The 21,292-nt window shown below is 47.9% G+C and carries 17 protein-coding genes; 2 read left to right on the top strand and 15 right to left on the bottom strand.

The window, feature by feature from the left end; translation table 11 throughout:
- Positions 1-85 precede the first annotated feature (85 nt).
- The 3 genes from IEX60_RS03140 to IEX60_RS03130 are packed head-to-tail and all read right to left on the bottom strand — an operon-like array spanning position 86 to position 3,794.
- Positions 86-2,560, bottom strand: a complete 2,475-nt coding sequence (locus tag IEX60_RS03140) for a hypothetical protein (RefSeq protein ID WP_188747249.1) — start codon at positions 2,558-2,560, stop codon at positions 86-88.
- Between the two features lie 33 nt (positions 2,561-2,593).
- Positions 2,594-2,878, bottom strand: coding sequence for a chaperone modulator CbpM (locus IEX60_RS03135; protein ID WP_188747247.1), 285 nt, complete (start codon positions 2,876-2,878; stop codon positions 2,594-2,596).
- 13 nt (positions 2,879-2,891) lie between these two features.
- Positions 2,892-3,794 carry a DnaJ C-terminal domain-containing protein gene (locus IEX60_RS03130; protein WP_188747245.1) on the bottom strand — a complete coding sequence of 301 codons (903 nt, stop codon included), beginning with the start codon at positions 3,792-3,794 and terminating at the stop codon, positions 2,892-2,894.
- Positions 3,795-4,045: 251 nt separating this feature from the next.
- Here IEX60_RS03130 and IEX60_RS03125 point away from each other — a divergent pair, with 251 nt between their 5' ends.
- Both IEX60_RS03125 and IEX60_RS03120 read left to right on the top strand, forming a co-directional pair.
- On the top strand, positions 4,046-4,624 hold the full coding sequence (locus tag IEX60_RS03125; protein ID WP_188747243.1) for a DUF937 domain-containing protein: 579 nt from the start codon (positions 4,046-4,048) through the stop codon (positions 4,622-4,624).
- An 85-nt stretch (positions 4,625-4,709) separates the two neighbouring features.
- On the top strand, positions 4,710-5,090 hold the full coding sequence (locus IEX60_RS03120) for a co-chaperone GroES (protein ID WP_188747241.1): 381 nt from the start codon (positions 4,710-4,712) through the stop codon (positions 5,088-5,090).
- Between the two features lies 1 nt (position 5,091).
- On the opposite strand, the gene IEX60_RS03115 is transcribed toward IEX60_RS03120, so the two are convergent.
- The 12 genes from IEX60_RS03115 to IEX60_RS03060 form a co-directional block, all read right to left on the bottom strand.
- A complete protein-coding gene (locus IEX60_RS03115; protein ID WP_188747239.1) occupies positions 5,092-6,180 on the bottom strand; it encodes an NAD(P)-binding domain-containing protein in 1,089 nt (362 codons plus the stop codon).
- Positions 6,170-7,258: an SGNH/GDSL hydrolase family protein gene (locus IEX60_RS03110; protein ID WP_188747238.1), complete on the bottom strand. Its 1,089-nt coding sequence runs from the start codon at positions 7,256-7,258 to the stop codon at positions 6,170-6,172. The genes IEX60_RS03115 and IEX60_RS03110 overlap by 11 nt, the downstream gene beginning before the upstream one ends.
- Before the next feature lie 87 nt (positions 7,259-7,345).
- Positions 7,346-8,566, bottom strand: coding sequence for a hypothetical protein (locus IEX60_RS03105; RefSeq protein WP_188747236.1), 1,221 nt, complete (start codon positions 8,564-8,566; stop codon positions 7,346-7,348).
- A gap of 26 nt (positions 8,567-8,592) precedes the next feature.
- The gene (locus IEX60_RS03100; protein WP_188747234.1) at positions 8,593-10,053 is read right to left on the bottom strand and encodes an InlB B-repeat-containing protein; all 1,461 of its coding nucleotides are present in this window, start codon (positions 10,051-10,053) and stop codon (positions 8,593-8,595) included.
- A 24-nt stretch (positions 10,054-10,077) separates the two neighbouring features.
- Positions 10,078-11,115 (bottom strand): BACON domain-containing protein, encoded by a 1,038-nt coding sequence (locus IEX60_RS03095; protein WP_188747233.1) that lies wholly within the window; start codon positions 11,113-11,115, stop codon positions 10,078-10,080.
- A gap of 13 nt (positions 11,116-11,128) precedes the next feature.
- A complete protein-coding gene (locus IEX60_RS03090; protein ID WP_188747231.1) occupies positions 11,129-11,806 on the bottom strand; it encodes a DUF3823 domain-containing protein in 678 nt (225 codons plus the stop codon).
- A 32-nt stretch (positions 11,807-11,838) separates the two neighbouring features.
- Positions 11,839-13,707 carry a RagB/SusD family nutrient uptake outer membrane protein gene (locus tag IEX60_RS03085; protein ID WP_188747229.1) on the bottom strand — a complete coding sequence of 623 codons (1,869 nt, stop codon included), beginning with the start codon at positions 13,705-13,707 and terminating at the stop codon, positions 11,839-11,841.
- An 11-nt stretch (positions 13,708-13,718) separates the two neighbouring features.
- On the bottom strand, positions 13,719-17,159 hold the full coding sequence (locus IEX60_RS03080; RefSeq protein ID WP_188747226.1) for a TonB-dependent receptor: 3,441 nt from the start codon (positions 17,157-17,159) through the stop codon (positions 13,719-13,721).
- A gap of 280 nt (positions 17,160-17,439) precedes the next feature.
- On the bottom strand, positions 17,440-18,675 hold the full coding sequence (locus IEX60_RS03075; RefSeq protein ID WP_188747224.1) for a FecR family protein: 1,236 nt from the start codon (positions 18,673-18,675) through the stop codon (positions 17,440-17,442).
- 94 nt (positions 18,676-18,769) lie between these two features.
- Positions 18,770-19,375, bottom strand: coding sequence for an RNA polymerase sigma factor (locus IEX60_RS03070; protein WP_188747222.1), 606 nt, complete (start codon positions 19,373-19,375; stop codon positions 18,770-18,772).
- A gap of 42 nt (positions 19,376-19,417) precedes the next feature.
- The gene (locus IEX60_RS03065) at positions 19,418-20,566 is read right to left on the bottom strand and encodes an SGNH/GDSL hydrolase family protein (RefSeq protein ID WP_188747220.1); all 1,149 of its coding nucleotides are present in this window, start codon (positions 20,564-20,566) and stop codon (positions 19,418-19,420) included.
- Between the two features lie 73 nt (positions 20,567-20,639).
- Entirely contained in the window at positions 20,640-21,245 is a 606-nt protein-coding gene (locus IEX60_RS03060; protein WP_188747218.1) for an RNA polymerase sigma factor, read from the bottom strand.
- Between the last annotated feature and the right edge of the window lie 47 nt (positions 21,246-21,292).

The following is a 21,292-nucleotide window of genomic DNA, read 5'->3' as shown; positions in this document are numbered from 1 at the left end:
GTTTGCCGCTGTGAAAACACGTGGTGCAAATTAGGCAGATTTAACATAACGGCTGTCCTGAACTGTTGGCTCAATCTTTAGTCCGTTACTCATAAGTTAATCTGGCCGTCGCCCGGCAGTCCGCGTCGCTCACCAAACGGATCCAGCGGGCTTGGAAGGCTTCGGGGAAGACGTAATCCACGTTTTCTCCGGCGGACACTTTCCAACGCTTATAATCTACCCACATACCCTGCCCTGTCAGGTCGGCCTGCAACGTAAACGTAACGTCTTTTTCGGAGTCATGCAAAAGACGAAGACTACGTTTGTCATAAAATGCCATGAGATAAGCATCCGACGGCACACCCGCGTTGACTTGCGTACGATTCCACGGCCCACCCTGGCCTACCGGCTTGCCGAGTTTCCAAAGATCATCGATGCCGCCTATCCACACGGCGGCATTGCCGTCATCGGCTACAACCAAGTGCTCACCGCTACCCTTTTTCAGCTGTTCGGGGTCGATGCCAGTCATTACAAGCATTCCCCGATAGGACGCATAGTCCTGAATGCCGTATGGATGGGACGCAATCGGTCTGATCTTGGCGAAACCATCTGCATTTTCTGCTGGAAGTTCGTAAAAGGTACCGTGGCAGGAAAATAAGTCACGTTCAGTAGCCACTTCACGGCAAATCCGCAGTTCACTTGCCTGGGTGGCTGCCGTATATTGAGTAGCCCCGAAAGGCAACCGCCAACGACGGCCCTTGTCATCCACAATCAGCGCAGAAGCCTCATCGATGGTCACTACCTGTTGCGGGATGGCAAAACGTTCACGGATAAAAGATTCGGTCGCATCGTCTGTTTTCTTCACCAATTTCAGGTGTTCGTCAAGCTCGTAATAGCCTCCCGCGCGTGATGTTCCATGGGTCACTGTCGTCGCCGCCAATCCCAATGCACGGCGGTCATTTCCCAATCCGTACAGTAACCCGCCTTTGTAGGTGGATTGAGAGATAGGACGCAACCCCGTAAAGATACCATCTGGATTGTTATCACGATCTTCTGCATCGGTATAACTAAACTGGAGCGAGAGCCGGGCAGGTTTATTCACCCGCGCACGAATCCATTCCCCACGATCGTGCCCCGTAAAAAAATGGGGAATACCACTTTTTGCGGGCACTGTTACCGTACTGAACACGGTCCATTGGTCGGTACCTGTTGAATCCACTTCAAATGTTACCCTCACATGATGGTCGCTCCCATTTTTTATCCATGCCATGCGTTTGTGCCACCCGGCAAAGAGGAAAGGCTCTGAGGGGGTATTAGGGGTTACTTCCTCCTCCATCCAAATGGCACCTTCAGCAGTTGCGGGCCACAATTCATCGGGCATGGAATACGAAGTAAACCATAAGTTGGAATTGGATTGTCCCGGCCCTTCAATGTCTCCTTTGGCTTTCCGCTTATTCAGAAACTCACGCTGCGCCGAGTCGTCACAACCAAACACCAGACCACCACCCCAACGGGTAAAGTCACCAATTACCTTTAGGTAGGCGGATCGTGGTCGGATGCCCCCACTGCTTATCGAGGTAAATGACCCCGGGAATTTCCAAAACATCCCGTGCATGGTCATCAGGTAGTCCGGCGACGCGTCGGTCCCGACATTCCGTATCCGTGGCCACTCCGTGTTCCATCCATGGGCACCATCGTAACTATGACTGGCTTTGGGGAGCCGGTAAAAATGCCAACTTCCGTGATCCCGAACGCCCAACACCAAGGATCGATGATCCCATCCAATGGCCCAAATGGGATCAGACTGCGGATTGGGGTTACCCTGAATGCCTCCCGGACCGGTAACTTCGGTAAATTGCATCCGCCGGATCAGCTTCCAAGATTTGCCATCCCATTCACTTAGACCGCCTGACGGCGCATCAAATTCTTCCTGCGCCTGTTTTCCACGCTCGCCGTTGTTGCTGTATACCACCACTCCCTGACCGGAGTACATCCCTTTTCCATGTGCGCCAATGAGGTCCGCACGCGGCACGCCACGTGTGTCCGCATCCTGGAGGTTCTCATCGGCCATCAACCAGGCTGGCATCAACGTATGCACATCTACCTCGTAAAACCCTTCTTCCATGGTTCCGTAGTAAATGCGATTGGCAGGGTCGGTTAAGTGGCGGGCATTGCCCGTATGACGTCCGGGCATATCACGATACGAAATTACACGAACGTTTCCATCCGCATCAATTACATAAGGGCCGATGAACAGTTGCTTACTTTCCGGATGGATCATCCGGTTTGCGGCTGTCCCGCCGATACTTTCCTTGCGGACAACCCGCTTGAGGTCGGAGGTGATTTCATACAGTTTATCCGATGAGCCGAATGGCAGATGCGGACCATACGTAATAGCCCATAGTTTACCTGCCCAGGGCACTAGGGCACCTGTACCGCATTCCCCTTCGTCGTTGTACATCGCCAAATGCGGATAGATACCGCTAATGGATTTAACATCGGCCGATTGCGGCTGTGCCCATCCAGCAGCCGGAAACAGAAGTCCTGCAACGAGCATACCGCCGATTCTGTGTAATCTCATCCGTTCCCTGGTCATGGATCAATGGGGAATTTCTCAGACATTTTTCAACGCCGATCGTAGCCGGGTGACTTCCTCCTGCAATTCAAGTACACGCTGATATAAGGTATTGGCAACTTCCAGCCCCTGTGGGTTTACTTCGAGCTCCACGTGCCAGCTAATCAGGCGTTCCACAACTCCGAGTGCATCGTGCGGAATGCAGCGTTGCCTGTTTACCGATACGAGCCGCACCAGACCGCTTTCTTCCAAACGATCGATAAGTCCGACATCGATTTGATGGATGTGGCAATATTCTTTGACGGTGATGACGTCTTTATTCATATTTAGTCCTCCTTTACAATTGAGCCAATTGGCTAAATAGCTCTTTCTGCTTGGCGGTGAGATGCGTTGGAATTTTCACAGCCAGCGTAATATAAAGGTCGCCGAACTGTCCCTCTTTTTTGTAAACGGGAAACCCTTTGCCTTTCAAGCGTATTTTTGTGCCGTTTTGGGTTTCCGGTTTGATTTTTATTTTGACAGAGCCAGCCAAGGTATCAACCTGAAGCTCACCTCCCAATACGGCAGTATATAAATCGATATCCAGGGTACGATACAGATCATTCCCCTGCCGTTTCCATACGGGATCCGGGGCAATACTGAATTTGATATACAGATCACCATTGGGCCCCCCATTCATACCGGGGGCACCCCAACCGGCCAATTTAATGGTTTGTCCATCGGCAATCCCCGCTTGCACCGTTATCCGCACATTTTTGCCATTTACCGTAAATGTCCGCTGATGCGTACGGAAGGCTTCTTCCAGGGATAATTCCAATTCTGCATGGTAGTCTTGTCCCTTAAACACCGTACGCCTGCCACCGCCGGCGCGCGTACCAAAAAGGGATTCGAAAAAATCGGAAAATTCGCCTTCATCAAAACTTCCGGTATACTCGTAACGTTGTCCGTCGTCTGCCGTACTTCTTCTGCTTCGCGTCTGCCCTTGCTGTCTTTGGGCTTGTTCAAACTGATCGCCATGCCGCCAGTGCTCGCCATACTGATCGTATTTTTTGCGCTTCTCCGGATCGGACAACACCTCATTCGCCTCATTGATCTCCTGAAAGCGTTGCTTTGCCTGCTCATCATTGGGATTCACATCCGGATGATATTTCCGGGCTAGTTTACGGTATGCCTTTTTGATGTCGTCTATGCTGGCGTTTTTATCTACACCCAATACGTTATAGTAATCAACAAATGCCATAGGTCTCTCCCAGTAATCTTTCAAACTTAATTAAATTATTACTCTTTTAATTATTTTTTTGGCATCAATGAAATTGCTCCGCTACGTTCACTGTTAAATGCAATATCATCCGTTGTGTATGACACAGATTGCTTCACAGCCGGCAAACTTCGGCTCAATAAAATAGCTTATATAAGGTGCTTCGGCTCAAATGATTTGGTTAGGTATTCCCAATGAGAGTTGTTACCTTAGCTAATCATAAACGTATCGTAATGGAACAAATCATGAATCTTTTGAACGGTGATTTCGTTAATCAGCTCACCTCGGGAATCTCCAAACAAACGGGGGCTTCCGAAGCGGAAACTCAATCGGTGGTTTCTACCGCAATACCGGCCTTGCTGGGTGCTTTGCAAAACAATGCCAACAGCACACAGGGATCTGAGGGTATATTGAGTGCCCTTGCTTCCAAACACGATGGAAGTATCCTAAACAATCTTTCCGGTTTTTTGGGAAGCAGTGATACAGCTGATGGCAACGGGATACTGAAGCACGTGCTGGGTGATAAACGGGGTGCCCTGGAACAGGCGATCAGCGGAAAAACGGGCGTATCATCGGGTACGGTATCCCAAATCCTGGCGATGTTAGCACCGATTGTCATGGGATATCTAGGGAAACAAAGCCGCAGCAAGAACGTGAGTGATGGAAATGGATTGAATGATCTATTGGGAGGCCTCCTTGGCGGACAATCCGGCAGTAATATATTGGGCGGTCTGCTGGATCAAAATGGAGATGGGAAACTGGGTATCGATGACGTAGGCGGCCTGCTGGGTGGCTTTTTCGGAAAGAAATGACACAGCTTCACTAGCGAACGAGTGTCATATTGGCACTCGTTACTATTCTGCACACCTTTTGCTATTAAGAGCAAAAGCATTTTGTATGACCACGCAAATCACGCAAGATAACAAGCTGAAAAAATTGATTGTTGTGGGCGACCGGATATTAATAAAACCCACTACGCCAAACGAACGGACGGCAAGCGGTCTCTATCTCCCTCCGGGCGTACAAGAGAAAGAAAAGGTACAATGGGGCTATGTAATGAAAACAGGGCCTGGATATGTACTGCCTGTACCTGCCGAAGATGACGATGCCTGGAAACCTCAGGAAGAAAAGGTAAAATACATTCCCTTACAAGCAAAGGAAGGAGATCTGGCTATTTTCCATGTAGGCGCATCTACAGAGATTCAATACCAGGATGAAAAGTATTTCATTGTGCCACAAAGTGCAATCTTGATGCTGGAACGTGAAGAGGAATTATAAGCTAGTCGCGTAACCCAAGATATTCTGTCAGCTCCGTTGCTGCTGCCCTGCCAGCACGGTTTGCGCCAATGGTAGATGCCGAAGGTCCATACCCTACCAAATGGATCCGGGGTTCTTTGGCCACCATCGTTGCCAACCTGCCTGTCATCACTATGCCGCCATTTTCCTCCCGCAGCATCAGCGGCATCAGGTGATCAAGCGAACTGCGGAAGCCCGTGCACCAAAGGATCACATCCGCGTTCATCTCTCGGCCGTCCGCCCAGCGAATACCATGTTCGGTGATTTCACTAAACATCTCATGCCGTTCCAATACACCACGGGCTTTCATTGCTTCAATGGCAGGTGTAACGGGGAGCCCTGTTACCGAAACGACGGAGGCAGGAGGCAACCCCTTGCGTACCCGCTCTTCTACGGCAGCAACGGCAGCGCGCCCTTCCTCCTCACTGAACGACCCTTCCCGAAATAGCGGCGGCCTTCGGGTTACCCAGGTTGTGGTAGTTACCTGCGAAATCTCATCCAGCAATTGGACAGCCGATATACCTCCTCCGACAATAACGACATGTTTCCCTGCAAACGCATCTGCGGTTTGGTAATCCTTGGTATGCAGTTGCCGCCCCTTGAATAAGTCTGCTCCCGGATATTCGGGAATATAAGGAGCTTCCCAGGTGCCGGTTGCGTTAATAATTCCCTGAGCGGAGAAGAAACCCCGGTCTGTTTCAACGCGGAATCTTCCGTCTCGCTCACAGACGACCTTTACCCCCACAGGACGGTAAACCGTGATATCAAATGTCCTTTCATACACTTCAAAATAATGAGGCACGGCAATATTTGCCTGCACCTGGGGGGAATTGTCATTTACCGTATCAGAAAATGCCAGTCCGGGTAGGTCGTGAATCCGATTTACCGTGCTTAGTGTGAGTGACGGCCAGCGGTACTGCCATGCACCACCGGGCTGGGCGGATTGGTCCAGCACCACAAATCCCCTCCCCTGTACCAATCCTAGCTTTTTAAGGTGATAGGCGGAAGACAAACCGGCTTGACCGGCTCCGATCACCACAATACCCGTTTTGTACAGTAACTTATATTCCATGTTTACGGAGAATCTCCAATACCGCCGGCCGGATCTTTTGGAGCATACGATCGAATCCCAGGTCATTGGGATGTGTACCGTCTGTTGTGCCCTCGTGATCGTCACCCAACAAGTCCTCAGCCGTGATGAGATAAAGCCCTTCATCCCCGGATTGCAGTTGGCGGATTTCGCGGAGAAAATTTCCGTTCTGTGCTGTTGTTTGATCGGCCCTTAACTCATCAAAATTACCTCCCTCACGGATAATACTCTGAATGGCGATGATCGGCGCAAGCGGATGCTGAGCACGGATTGTACGAACCAAATGGGCGGTACGTTCCGTCACCTGCTCAGGTGAAGAATTAGGCACACAATCCAAAATAAATGCATCCATTGGCATGGTGGCAATCATCTCAGCGACTTCGGCCTCCATTTTGGCACTGCCGCTTACGCCTAGGTTGATAAAATTGTATCCGGTTTCCCGGGAAAGCCTAGCCGGATATGCCAACCCCGGCCGGCTTGCGGAAGCACCTTGCACAATACTCGATCCGTATACCAAAATATTCCTCTTAAACGGATTTGGCTTGGAGATCAGTTTGGCTCCCCTCTCCACACCAATTTGTACCGAATAGGTTTCGTCGTAAAGCGGCAGATACAACAGACACTCTTTGTTGCCGGCAGCCATGTTTTGCACCACTGCGAATTCATTGCAATCGTGTGTTGTGGGCCGTGCTACCCCGGCATATTGCCACTGTCCATTCCGCTTAATGTACAGATCCATCCCCTCCTGTACGATAGCTGTCAGGTTATCACCGGGGCCCCGTGGGTTGGTACACCATTTCACAACTAGCTGGGTGCTGTTGGTTTCAAAGCTGAGGGCCAAGCCGGCTGAATGTGTAAGCAAATGCTTCACCGCAGGTGGTATACCCGGAAAGACGGCGGTGTCTATCCGGTGAAAGAACGCATCAGCGGGTAAAGCTTTGCCAACCAGTGTGAGCTGTCTGGCATCGGTAAATGTGAGCGAGCTTTCTTTCTGTGCTAACAAGCTATTCGTTAACACAGAAAGAAAGCATACAAGTAAACTGGAAATTATTTTATTCATCGACAAGGATAATTAGACTGCCTAAGTTAGTAATCCTTTTGCATTCTACCTTATTGGCAACCCTCAAAGTTCTCCGCAACCATTCCATCACTCGGACTTCGTTTCCGCAACATATCGCTTAATGGCGTTAACAGGCTGCTCCTCCTCTTTTATACCCTCCCAATTATAAATACATAAATACCGGATTAACGGAATCGATAATGTGTTGCGGAGTGCTGATTGCCAATTATCGGCATTTTTACCGTTATACAACCACTCAACCGCACTCCAAAAAGGCGCATTACTTTGTTGCAAGGCATCCATAGCCGTGGTATCCATTAACGGATTACCTGCAAAATCATAAAAACTCCATCCGGGGCAAGCATATTCATTGATCGCGGCCTTATATAATGTTTCTCCTTGACTCCACCCCCCACAATGGGTGAATAATCTGTTGCGAGGCACCCCCATCTCCGCACAAAGCTTGCTAAGATCTGACAGATGTGCCTGCACCACGGTGGTAAGTTGTTCTTGTTGCAGCGTACCGGATTTAGCCAATCCATACGTGCTTACAGCCGCATACCCCATTGCGGTCACCCCCCGTGCCGGAAGGCTATCGAGTGTCAATCCGTATTGCGGATCTTGATCTCCGGACTTAACTAACAATTCGTTACCATTCGGATAATACCAGTTATTTACGCCAATCGAACTTTCCCATCCGACTTTTAATCCCACAAACAAGTGTTTTTTACTGGCGGGCAAGTGCCGATACCAAGATACAACCATGGGTACCAGCTTCTTCATCTCTGTGTGACAGGCCGTTCGGTATCTCGGACTCATCAAATTTGGCATAGGCAAGACCCGCAGTTGCCTTCCCCAATTGCGCCAACCGATTTTTACCGCATCATCGGCACGCCAACTTGTCCACTCCACGTTGTACTTGTTATCGGGGTTATATCCGGGTTGATCCGGATCCCACCAATTCCAAAGGTCCGGCCTGTTTTCCCACCATTGTTCGCCATCCAGTTGAATGACAAGGGGAAGATCGTACTTTTCGGCGTATGACAGGTAATTTTTTAGTCTTTTAGCTGCTTCATCGGGTGCATAAGCCAAGTACGAAATGATCACGCCAACGCCGATCCTAACGGAATCGTTACCATGTCCCTTAAAAGTCTCGGCTACTTCTTGAAAGGCTTTCTCTGACGGGTGGCTAAAATTTATCACGATGTATTGTGCAGTCTTTTCTCGCTCATTGCCTACAGCTGAAACCGCAAGTAAAGGTATCGCCAACCAAAGCAAGAAAATTGCGACATTCTGTTTGATGTTCATAAAATAAAATAATATTAACCAAAAAATTATTGCACTGCTTTAATCCCCGCTACGGCTGCCGGATTGGGTGAGGTGTGAAATACGTCACTTCCAACCACATTTTGGTAAATACTCAGATACCTGCATTTTGGAATTGCCAAACCCTCCCGTATCGGACCTGTCCACGCGTTAGGGTCGGTAGCCGCGCCAATGGACCATTCGGCTATCCCGAAGTAAGGAGCATCTGATCTTTCCAGTAAGGACAGTGCCTCCCGATATCCGGAAGGTTGCGAAGCGTCTTCCAGGTAGAAACTCCAAGCGGGGCACGCGTATTCATTCAGGCACGCTTCCAGATCTTTTCCTGCACCCCCCGCGTGCACAAAAACTTTTTCCCTGGGCACTCCTGAATCCATGCACAGTTTACTTACCAATTTTGAATGTTCTTGTGCCAAACGGCCGATATCTTCTTCTGTAATGTTGCCCGACGACTTCATACCCCCGGTTTTTAATCCCGCATACCCGATGGTTTGCACCCCCCTGCTTGGAAAATCATACACATTAATCCCATAAAACGGGTCATTGGATGCGTCCTGGTCAAGGTATTCATTCCCATTGGGATAGTACCAGTTATTTACACCGATAGCCATCTCTCCCGTTACCTTGATTCCAGCAAACAGCCATTTCTTGTTTTCCGGAAGGGCGTCATACCATTCGATGACCATCTGAATAAATTCACCCATCTGGTCATCTACCGCGGTTCGGTATTGGGTGCTCATCAAGTTGGGCATTGGGGTCAAACGAATTTGTTGCCCCCAATTAAGCCATCCGATTTTGACTGCGTCATTTGGAGACCACGATGTCCACTCGACATTTGCTTTATTAGCCGGATCATATCCCGGCAACGACTCATCCCACCAATTCCATAAGTCGGGCCGTGCGTCCATGAACGTTATGGCATCCAGCTGTATTAAGATAGGAATTTCGAATTCCAGCGATTGCTGCAGGTGCTTACTCAGGTTGCTCAGCATCACCTCCCTCGGCCTTTCAAAGCAGTACAAGATAAAAGACTGTCCTATTGCAACGCGCTGTCCCTCCTGCGGCCCAAAATGATTCCTGATTTTCGCATAGTTAAACTCCAGATCAATTCCGTTAATGAAGACAAATTGCTCAGGGCCCGACCACCACTTAGCATACAGGGTCATATCCGAATTCGCAATCGCCACATTGAAGTCCACTCGCTCACCGGAAGCCATATACCACCCTGCAAACATAAGATCTGCTTTCTTAGGATCCTCATCGGGCTTATTGATCTTCTGTCCGGCTTGAATTTTCTGTACCGGAGGTTCGGGTGTTCCTCCATCTGCATCAAAACGGATGGTATATACGGCCTCTTCATCCGTCTGTACCGGATCGGAACACCCGGTCCCTAACATCACCATTGCACAACTTATGCTCCAAAAAAACACCGTAATCCCCCTTTTCATATACTTTATTTCTATCGATCTCATTGATATTACTTTTTTCAAACCACCTTAAATACCCTGGGCAGAAAGCGTGAAATTTCGGAAACCTACACTACCGAACCGTCCCCATAGTCCGAAATATCCGGGATCAGGCTTGGGACCATCAATCTCAAATCTTCGACTAAAATGCTTCTGCAATACCTTGGTTTCACCATTTCTGGTCTGAAGGGAATAAATATTGACTTCGCTTTGCCACCAATTTGGCATGGTTTCCACATTTGTAAATTCAATACGCATGTATTCGTCCCGTTCACCCAATGGAGGGATTTCTGGCATACCGGGGGCTGGAATAGCGTCGCCCAATGCCATCGGATTGTCGTTTCCATTGATATGCCGCAAGGCGTAGAACGCCCCCTTATTTTCAGCATTTATCGTAAAGAAGAACTTAAATTCTTCGCCCGTTTCTGGATTAAAATATGCTTTAAGTCCACCTTCCACACCTGCGTCCACTTTTACATCTACGTAAGCCGTGACGGCATGGCCTACGCCGCCGTTTGATTGGGTAACCAGCCCTTCAGGGGTTTGGAAATACACACTGTTCCCAATGCCATTGGGCGCGCCTTGTATGGTCAAATTGCCGGAACCCAATGCTACTGCCGAATTGCTGGTAGCTGCCCAGCCGGCATCCAGCACATCGCCCGTAAAGCTATCAAATCCAATCCGCGCCCCTTTGCCGGCTTGCACAAGCTGGAGGGTTGATGAAGATTCGGTTTCCCCGGTAACGGTTGTCAATGAGATGACACCTGTACGGATCTGGTCTGATGTGGCGTTTCCACTAACCGTTACCGTGAAACTTGTTTTGTCATCGTTGAGCGATGCTATTTCTACCCAATCGGGCAGATTACCTAATGCAAGGTCCGGGGCATTGGTATTGATGACGGTCGATAATGTTCCTCCATTGCCGTCGAATGCTAGATACCTGGGCTCCATTTTCAGTTTGGTAGCCGGCTTGTTGTTTCCTATCGGATCGTAATTATCTTCGCAGGAAACAAATAAAAGCGGAGTCAATGCCATTGTGGCAATCACTATGATTATAATTTTCTTCATGACTTGAATTCGTTTAGTCTACGGTAATTTCTGTGATGGGCGAAAGGTTATAACGTCCTAACGTGTTTTCGCACAACACGGCAACCCGCGCATAATAGGTAACACCTTTCTCCAGAACGCCGGGCAGTGCCAGTGTATGGGTTGTATTTTGAATATCAACATCCGGAATGCCCGATAGGTCATTGGCCACATTCCAGTCTTTGCAGTACATTCCTACATTTGGATTCCATTTGGTAACCAGCAATTGCACGTCCTTTATTTTTCCAGCACCTGCTGCTTTGGAAATCTGGAAAGTAGCGTTGATATTCTGTCCTTCTTCCACAATGGATGCTTGAATTTTGGCATAGGGGATAACGGTAAAATCTACCGTCAGAACTCCGTTTAGCTCCCTTTCTACAGGTTCGACGGGAAAAAACGGACCATCAAACGGATATATGGTGTACTTAGCGGGGAACAATTTGGTATTACGAAATGTTCCATCGGCCTTCCCCCAGAAATCATAAAACTGAGAAGCACCCTCCTCCAGCAACCGGATCCGAAATCCATTGGGTTGCTCGGTAATGAGCGGTTCCCCTTCGGGGTCGATCAACTTTCCCTGTAATGTCTCACTCGGCAGTTCATAGGAATCCGTTTCACAGGCTGATATCGAAAAAATTGCTGCCAATGCAAGCAGATAAATTAACGGTTTCATTCGAATAACTTATTTTTAATGACAATAAAGTTTTAATAACCAGGGTTATTGGGTAACAATTTATTGTTACGATCTATCGCACTGGCAGGAATGGGTGCATAATATGCTTTCGCGTCAAAAGTATATTGCAATTCAGTGCGGTTGTGCTTCTTAAAAATATACCTTCCCTCGTCAAAAATATAATAGGGGTAAAGCGCATGGTATGTTTTGTTTTGAAGGATACTCTCGAATATCCGCCACCGCTTGAAATCCCATATCAATTGATTTTCAAATGCGAGTTCACATCGGCGCTCTTGAATGACTTTGGTTTCATCCAGGGTTGTTAATGCGGGTAACCCCGCCCGTAAACGCACCGGATTAATCGCACTGAGTGCATCTTCCATTGTTATGATCTTTCCTCCTACTTCCTGACCAATAATGTTTATGGCAGCTTCGGCCTTGTTCAGCAATACCTCGGCATACCGCATATCGATCCAATCTACATTACCGGCCCAATCTACGCCTGTCGCATTGGGGTCAACATACTTCCATACCACACATCCGTTCCCGTTCGTATTGGGATTTCCCACACCACAAAGCCCTTGTATGGTCATATTCTGGTAAGTATCTGTGAAATTTGATGATTCGTGCAGCTTACCATTCGGATAGCTTTCATATATTCCTTTCCTGACCTCGAAAACAGCCGACGCATCGTTCTTTCCCGGTATCCGACTTCCCGGCAGTAAAACGGTGGCCCGCATACGGGGCTGAGCCTTCTGGAAAAGATCCAGGGGATTGCTATATCTGACTGGCGCACTCTCCGTACCGATATTAAGTACAAATGGTTGACCGTTGATGTCTTCAAATAGTTCCAACCATTCGGTAGTTACTGAAAGTTCCCCGCTATTTGCCTGGGTGGTAAATCCATGGGGTAACTGGCGGGCCGACCAATTCTCCGGACGATTGACGGCTCCGGTAGCATCGTACTGCTTGATAAACATCCGTTCTCTATTTTCTGCCGATTCATCCAAAAACAGGTTCCAGAAATTGGTGGTTTTCCCTTCGATTGTTCCATCATCGTATTTGCTATAAAGCGCATATTTTCCGTTGTTGTTTACCGCAAACTGAGCAGCTTCATACGCTTTTTTATAATAGTCCGTTTGTTCGGATTGCGGGATTCCCACTAATCCCTCCAACTGAACCGAGCCATTCTTAGCCTCGCTGGCGGCAAATAACATAACCCTTGCCTTTAAATTTGCGGCCACATAGCGGTTTGCGCGGCCACTCATAACTTCATTGGGCCCCAAAAGAGACATGGCCAAGTCTAAATCGTCACCAATAAAATCCACAACTTCCTTCTCAGTATTCCGGGGAATATAGAGTTCCTCTTCGGGAAGACCGATATACGATACCGATTTCTTCACAATGGGCACTCCTCCGAAACACTTTACCATATAGGCATACATGTATGCCCTGCAGAAATATAGCTCGCCAAGCCAGTGATTGTATTGTTCCGGCTGGGAAAAGAATACATCCGCGTTCGCTTCTAACTCCTGTATCGCCAAGTTTACGTAGCGAATACTACTGTAGTCCCACCAGGAGAGATGCCCGCCTGATAAGGTCTTTGGTGCCATTCCGACCCGTAAGGGCATTACCTGGGCCTCGCCGGTTAAGACACTGGGATTATTCCAATTTGAAAACGGCATATCCGGATCGCCCCGCAAACCGTAAATACTTGCGTTATGCGCCGCAATGGGAAGATTGGAATAACAGGTCACAATAACTGATTCAACACCTGCTTCGCTTTGAAACACTTGATTGGCCGTAAGATTATTTACAGGCTCAATGTCCAGCGTATTACATGCATAAGAGCTGACCACTACCAAGCCAACTATTACCGGCTTTACTAGCTTATGTATCATTTGGAATTTCATTATATCTTAATATTTGCACCGACATTTATCGTCCTGATCAATGGATAAACCAATCCGTAACTGCTGCTCGGGTGTTCAGGATCGAGGTATTTCAAACCGGTGATGGTAAATAAATTATAGGCACTACCAAATACACGCACGCCTTTTATTCCCAGCCATTTTATTGTATTTTGGGAAAATGAATAACCCAGTTCTACCGATTTGCACCGGATGTAATCCGTGCGATAAATGGAGCTGGTGGATGCTGACGCGTTGAATGCCATTGCAGAGCTTCCTTGACTGGTGGTTGGGAGTTCCCCCGGAATCCAAACCGTGCGTGGGTCCTTGGGATCGGCCAAGGGATCCTGCATATGCCACCTGTCATAGAAATAGGCGGGGCCGCTTTGGTCTGAAATAAACGGCCGGGCCAATATCCAGTCGTACATGATGGTTCCCAATGCGCCCCCCTGCATGACAATATTGAAGTCAAATCCTTTGTATTGCGCATCCAATACCATTCCGTAAGAAATTTTTGGGGTACTTTGCTGTCCGTAGTTTCCACCCATGATCGGATGGACATCCTTGTCGTCAATGACACCGTCTTCATTCCAGTCTACATATTTGTAATCGCCCGGTTTAAGTTCTGAATTTCCGGCGTTGGTAGAGATGTACTTGGCGTGTGACCATATATCTTCGTAATTCTGAAATTGCCCTTCGGATTCGTATCCCCACCAAATATCCGACCACCGATTATTTGTGTTGCCGCGCCAATTGGCGTATTGGTTGTCAGATGGAACACGCGTGATAAACCTGTACTTGTGCCGGGTAAAGCTGAGATTGCCCGATATTCCATAGCTGAATTCTCCCAACTTTGTATTGCGATGCCTCAGCGTAATGTCAAACCCTTCCGTAGCATCGCTATTTAAATTTTCCTGGGCAAAGCTTTCCCCTATCCAGTCGGGAATGGTCCCCGTGCGGGTAGCCATCAATCCATCCCGATCCCGGCGGAATATATCCAGCTCGAATCCAAACAGTCCTTTCCATAAATCTGCATCCAGTCCGATGTTATAAATTTTAGACTCGTACCAGGTAAGATTAAGATTGGGTGTAGCTTTCAAGTTAATCGTTTCGCGTGGTTGTCCTCCCAGAAAGATAGGCCACCAATCGGTATTGCCTCCTGGGTACTCATAACCTGGGACAAATTGAAACGTTGCCGTAATGTCGTCGCCCGTGACTCCATAGGAAGCCCTCAATTTTAACATCTCAATAAATGACAGCGAGTTTGAGTTTTCGATAAACGACTCTTCGGATATTCTCCATGCAGCCGATACAGAAGGAAAAAATCCCCATTGGTGGCCGGGTGCAAATTTTGACGATCCATCATACCGGAACGAAAACTCCGCATAGTAACGGTCGTCATAGTGATAATTGGCTCGGCCCACTACAGCTTTGTTTGCGACTTGCCATAGCCCGTCTGTTGCGCCCTGTGTATAAGGAGCACCATTCATACCCCCAACCAGACTTTCTTTGGTTGCACCCAGCAATTCTTCAATAGAGGTCATCGGGATATAACCCGATGCATAAAAATTATCCATATCGGTTACCCCCTCCTCATACAACGCCAATAAACTTATGCCGTGGTTTTCAAACGTATTGTCGTAATTTAGTGCAAATTGCAGCAATGAATTTTTACCGAAACGTGTATTTCGGTTGATTGACGAATTGGCGCCTGCTGCGGGGTCTCCGTACAGTTTGGGCAGATACACATCGTTGTTTAAATCATAATCATACAGGTAATAGGGTTTTTGAAGCCATTTATTCTCCCAAAAAGTGAAGTCGTAAGAATACGATGCCTTTGCAACAAGCCCTTGTGCCCACGGCACATCCCAAATAAGGTTTCCGGTAGATTGAAACAACTTCTGATTGTCCCGCTTATATCCAACGATGTCCGCATCGGTGATTGCCAACGGATTCAGCCCCTGTTCGGTATTCTGCATGTATCGCCGGTCGTAATTTGCATAAGCCGGCGTTATGGGTGTATAGGTCCAAGCAGCTCTCCAGAAATTAAATGCTTCTTCAAAAGGCCGATTACGTGTATCTGTTGTGGCATTGATTCGCAATTCGGCGCGTAGGCTTTCGGTGATTTTAGCATTCAGGTTATTCCGGAAGTTATATCGTTCGTAATTAATGTCGCCGTTTTTATAAATCCCATCCTGATTATAATAGGAAAAATTCACAAAATAGTCGACCGCCTCCGATCCACCTGAGACCTGCAAATTGTGTTGATATTGTGGGGCATAATAATTTGTATTTATCCGGTGCCAGTCTGTTCCTGTCCGTTGTCCGCTGCGGTATTTTTCAATGGTTTCTTCTGAATAAACAAGCGTACCAGGCGCCACAGAACCGCGCATGATATTATTCTCATTCGTCAATTCCATAAATTGTACCGCATCGAGCCCTTTTGGGGTATTGATTGGCGTTTGGGTGCCGTAGTACGTGGAATACTCAAAAGCCGTTTTGCCCTTGCTGCCATTTTTAGTCGTGATTAAGACCACTCCGTTGGATGCCCGTACCCCATAGATAGCGGCCGACGCATCCTTCAGAACCGATATACTTTCAATTTCATTGGCATCCAGCCTTGATATATTGTTTCTTGGCACCCCATCAATGATGTAAAGCGGCGTGCCCAGACCACGGATCTGCATACCGGAAGCGAATGCGCCAGGCTCTCCGGACGATTGCACAACCCTAACGCCGGCCATTTTCCCCGCAAGCATATTTACGACGTTTTCATTTTTTGTGACCACCAAATCACTGCCCTTAACAGACGACACCGCCCCCGTCAATGTGGCCTTTTTTTGCGTGCCATAACCCACCACCACCACTTCTTCTAAATCGGAGGCTTCAGATTGTAAGATGACATCAATCGTCCGAAGTTGCCCTACGCTAATACCTTGCGGGGTATACCCCACCAATCTGAACAGAATCGTCTCTCCCTCTCCGGCCTGCAATTCATATTGTCCTTTATTGTCTGTCGCGGTGCCGCGTGAGGTACCTTCTACAAAAACCGATACCCCTTCTAAGGGAGCACCAAGCGAATCGGTAACCCGCCCTCGGACTACCTGCTGTTGGCTTTCGGCGTCCGCCGGGGCGGCAATCACGTTTTCTTTCGGGACCAATGTGATGATCTCACCTTCGATCCGGTAATTGTACGGTTGATCTTTGAAAATCAACGAAAGCGCCTCATCAATGGACTTATCCCGGATATCAACGGTTACTGGCTTAGCAGTTTTGAGATACTGGTTATTGAATAGAAAATTATAGCCGCTTTGCTTTTGTACAACCTTCAATATATCTCCCAGCGATGCTTCCTTAACCTGAAGATTAATACGCTGTCCATACGTGAACGCAGATACTTGAAAAGTAAAAACCAGCAACAGTAACACCGTTAGTTTCATCATCAAGATCGTGTTAATAATTGGTTTCTTGCATCCAAAAACCGTATGTGGTATAGCCCCTTGCAGCATGGGCGTCTCCACATCCATTTGACTATGCATAAATTGTTGTCTTTTCTGATACACCACTACTATTCCCTTCCATCTGCTTTTTTGTCGCCGGGTTTTAGTAGGTTTGTATCGCAGGTTAAATAATTCAGTTACTTAATCGATTTTGATTATTTGCCTTGTCATCGCCGGAAGTGATTGCAGCACTTCCGGCATTTTAGGCACTGTGTTTCTGTAGCTAACGATGAACCATCACATGCCTCCCTTCCTGTGTAAATTTCAATGGGGTATTAAGCTCGATCACATGCAATATTTCCGATAGCATCACATCACGAGACAGCGAACCCCAAAGCTCGATATTATCAACGGGTACAGTTACGTCAAATGACACATCGTACCAGCGTTCGATCTGTTTGATCAATGTAGGCATTGACGTGCCATAGAAGACAAATTGACCCTGTTTCCATGCAATGTAATCGCCCACCTCAACCGTAGCGATTTGAACCGCACCGTTTCTGTTGGTGAGCTGTTGTCCCGGCACCAAAATGCTGCCCTGCGTTTTACCTGTAGAGACACGCAAGCGGCCTTCCACCAACGTAGTCTTCATTTCCGGATCATCGGAATAAGCGGAGACATTAAATTCCGTTCCGAGTACCTCAACCACTTGACCGTTGCTTATTACCCGAAACGGCCAGGCACTTCGTACCCCGTTCCCCGTACCTCGTACCTCGTATTTCGTATTTCGTACCTCGTAACTCGTACTTCTTACCTCAAAATACGCTTCCCCCACCAACTCCACGACTCTTTCATTATCATCAAACCGGGAGGGGTAGGTTAATGTAGATGCGGAATTGAGCCAAACGTTGGTGCCGTCAGGCAAAGTGACCTGGTAGGTGCCTCCCTTGGGGGTGGTTAAAGACAAGGGCTGTGGAACGTCCGGTGCCGGGCGATCAATAGCCGATACTTCGGTACCATCCAAGTAGGTGATCTTCTCACCGACGACAATCCCATTCTGTGCGGTATTGAGACCAACTTTCTGGCCGTCGGCGAGTGTAAGGGTAGCCCGGTTTGTACCGGGTGCGATATCTGTTTCGATCGATGCCGATGTACCACCTGTTTCAATCGGCGTACGGATAACAAGCCAGCCCAAGCCGAGAGCGATGACAACTGCAGCGACCGCAGCATATCGGACCCACGTACGCTTCAGGGAAAAATGGGATGAACGGCTGGTGATTCCCGAGTGGGCTGTAGGAGCGGTATCCGCAAATACTTTCGCCTCTACTCGATCTACGAGTGCTTTCAGCGATGGATAATCTGCTCCCTGCTCTCCTAGTTCGCGTTGGATCAGCGGTGTAAGTTCATCTCCGGTTTCCGAGCGTTCAATGTATTGCAGTAACTCCGCCAATTCTGCGGGGCGTATGGTTCCCTCCAAGTATTTATTGAAAAGCTCGGCGATGGGTGTTTTATGGCTCACTCTTTTTATTAAGCCTATACGAACAATCGGACCGGATCAGGTGCTCGTGTTCCCAAAAAAAAATACAAAACACTGATAAACAGGTAGATTATTTTTAAAACTGGCAATCGGCCGATAACCAGGTAATCAGAAGCGCAATTCCCAACTCGGAATGCTGCGCCAAATAGCGGCGTAAAAATAAGTTTGCCTTTTTGATGTGATCATTCACCGTTCCCGAGCTAATATGGAGCAGTTGGCTAACCTCTTCATAGCTCTTTGCTTCCAGTTTGCAAAGCACATAAACTTCCCTTCTTTTTGGCGGCAGTAACTCGATCGCCATGCGCAGTTCTTCTTTCAATTCCTGAGAAATCAGGCGTTCCTCCACGTGGAAGTAGGCTTCGGACATCGCCTGCAAAAGGTGTTGTTGCATCCGTTGATCCCGCGCAGCGCGGCGAAACATGTCACGCACCAAATTTTCGGCTACCCGAAACAAATAAGCTTTGATCGGCCGTTCGGGATCAATCTGCTCCCGATGGCTCCATAGCCGCATGAACAAGTCCTGTAAAACTTCTTCGACCCATTCAGGCGATTTGAGCATACGCAACAGATTTCCCGCTAATCGCATTTTATAGCGATGATACAGCGTCTGGAAAGCTACATGACTACCCTCCCGTAGTTGGACGAGCAGATCACGGTCTTCCATATGTTGCCCGGCAGCCATATATTACTTAGGTTTATATGACTACAAAGATAATCTTTTCTTTCATATTTTGGAGGTATGCTCAATCAATAGTGCAATCAGCACCTGTGCGTACCAACGCGCTAAATAATCATTGGGATGGTTGATGTTATTGCCGGTCATATCCTGATAGGCCTTATGCGTCAGTAGCCATTGGTGCCAGTAGGTCATATCCGCAATCGCGATTCCTTTTTTTGATAAGGCGAGCAACGGATCCCGGTAGGCTAGCTGTACTTGATGCTGTATGGCGGTAGGATTAGCTAACATGGGTGTAATCACAATAAATTCACAGGTGGGGTTATCGCGGGACACGTGGTCCATGATTGCTTTTATTTGCCCTACAAATTCTTCGGGCGCAACCTTAAACGTGCCGTCGTTCATCCCAAAGCCGATGACCACCAGATCCGGATGCTGTGCGGAAACGCGGCTATCTACCTCCTCTACGCCCCAAGCGGCTGTTTTTCCTCCTACTGCCTGATTGCTATACGAGATCTTACCACCAAAATGCTGCCGTAACCGGTAAATAAAAAGCTCCGTCCAATTGGGCATAAAGGGAGGTACATGCTGTACGCCACTGCTATTGGCTCCTGTTTCGATGCTATTACCATAAAATACCACATGCAGGGGCTTATGAGCTTGTAGTTTTTGTAAGGTACGGGGGAGATGCTCGCTATGCGGCAAACGCCGGTGCAAACTTTCACCCGACCGGTCTGGCAGGTACGTTACAGCAAGCTGTTTAGCATGGAATAGTTCGCCCTCACTGAAAAGCACATAGGTACCGGGCAGCTTGCCCGGCTGTGAATACCCCTCTTGTTTTTCCGAATAGACCAAGTCTTGCTCTCGGAAAAATGGGATGCGCGATGAATCCGTCAATATCAGGCGCTGACCTTCCCACACCCAGTCCTTACCTTCCTCGAAGGTCTGTCCCAAGTATGCATCCCGTACGGAAAGGATTGTTTTAACCGGAAATAGCAGCTTGCCGTTCGGTAACGAATTACCATCGCTTAAAGGCATAACCAGCTCGTCATAGATTGTATCAGCGGTAAGGAAGGGCTGTAGGTATTGGTCCAAGCTGATATATCGGGGCCAGTGTCGGTTCAACGTGTCAACCGTTTGGGCATTGACAACCCCTGCTAATAAGGAGAATGTGAAAAGTATCCATTGGAATTTCATAACCTAGTTATTTTTCGGTAATTTCTTGTGAATAAAACCCATAAAATAGACAGAAATAAATGCGATAGACAAATCACCATGCAGTCAGCAGTGCAGTCTGAATAACAATGGAAAAAAGCGAAACCATATGGTCGGCAAGGTGTTGTTTCAGAAACTGATTCGCTTTGTAAATGTGATCGTTGACCGTACTCAGACTGATATTTAGCAGCGAACTCACTTCTTCATAGCTTTTGGATTCCAGCTTGCAAAGCGTGAAAACCTGTCTGCGTTTCGGCGGAAGCATAGCGATTACCGCCTCGATTGCCTGCCTGTCTTCCTGCATAAAGAATTGTTTTTCAATATCAGCCCCTATTTCTTCCATGGCATGGAATAGTTGATCCTGCAATCGCCTATCTTTGGAAAGACGCCGGAATGTGTCATACACGAGATTCTCCGCAATGCGGAATAAATAGGCTTTGATCGGTTGTTCGGGGTTAATGGATTCTCGGTGTTCCCATAGCCGAACGAACAACTCCTGCAGCAGGTCATCAACTAAATCAGTAGACTTCAGCAACCGAAGCATTGACGCAGCAAGACGTACTTTGTATCGGTGGTAGATGTACTCAAAGGCTTCATAGCTGCCATCACGCAATTGCGACAGCACTGCCTTTTCCCCGATTTCAGGCCCGACATTCACCATTGGTACCCTTGCCTTAACTGATTCTTAATGAACCTTCGATTATTTCT

It is taken from the genome of Parapedobacter defluvii (assembly GCF_014642075.1).
Taxonomy (GTDB): Bacteria; Bacteroidota; Bacteroidia; order Sphingobacteriales; family Sphingobacteriaceae; genus Parapedobacter; species Parapedobacter defluvii.
Note: the sequence above shows the minus strand (reverse complement) of the source record. Positions and strands in the feature narration are given on the sequence as shown.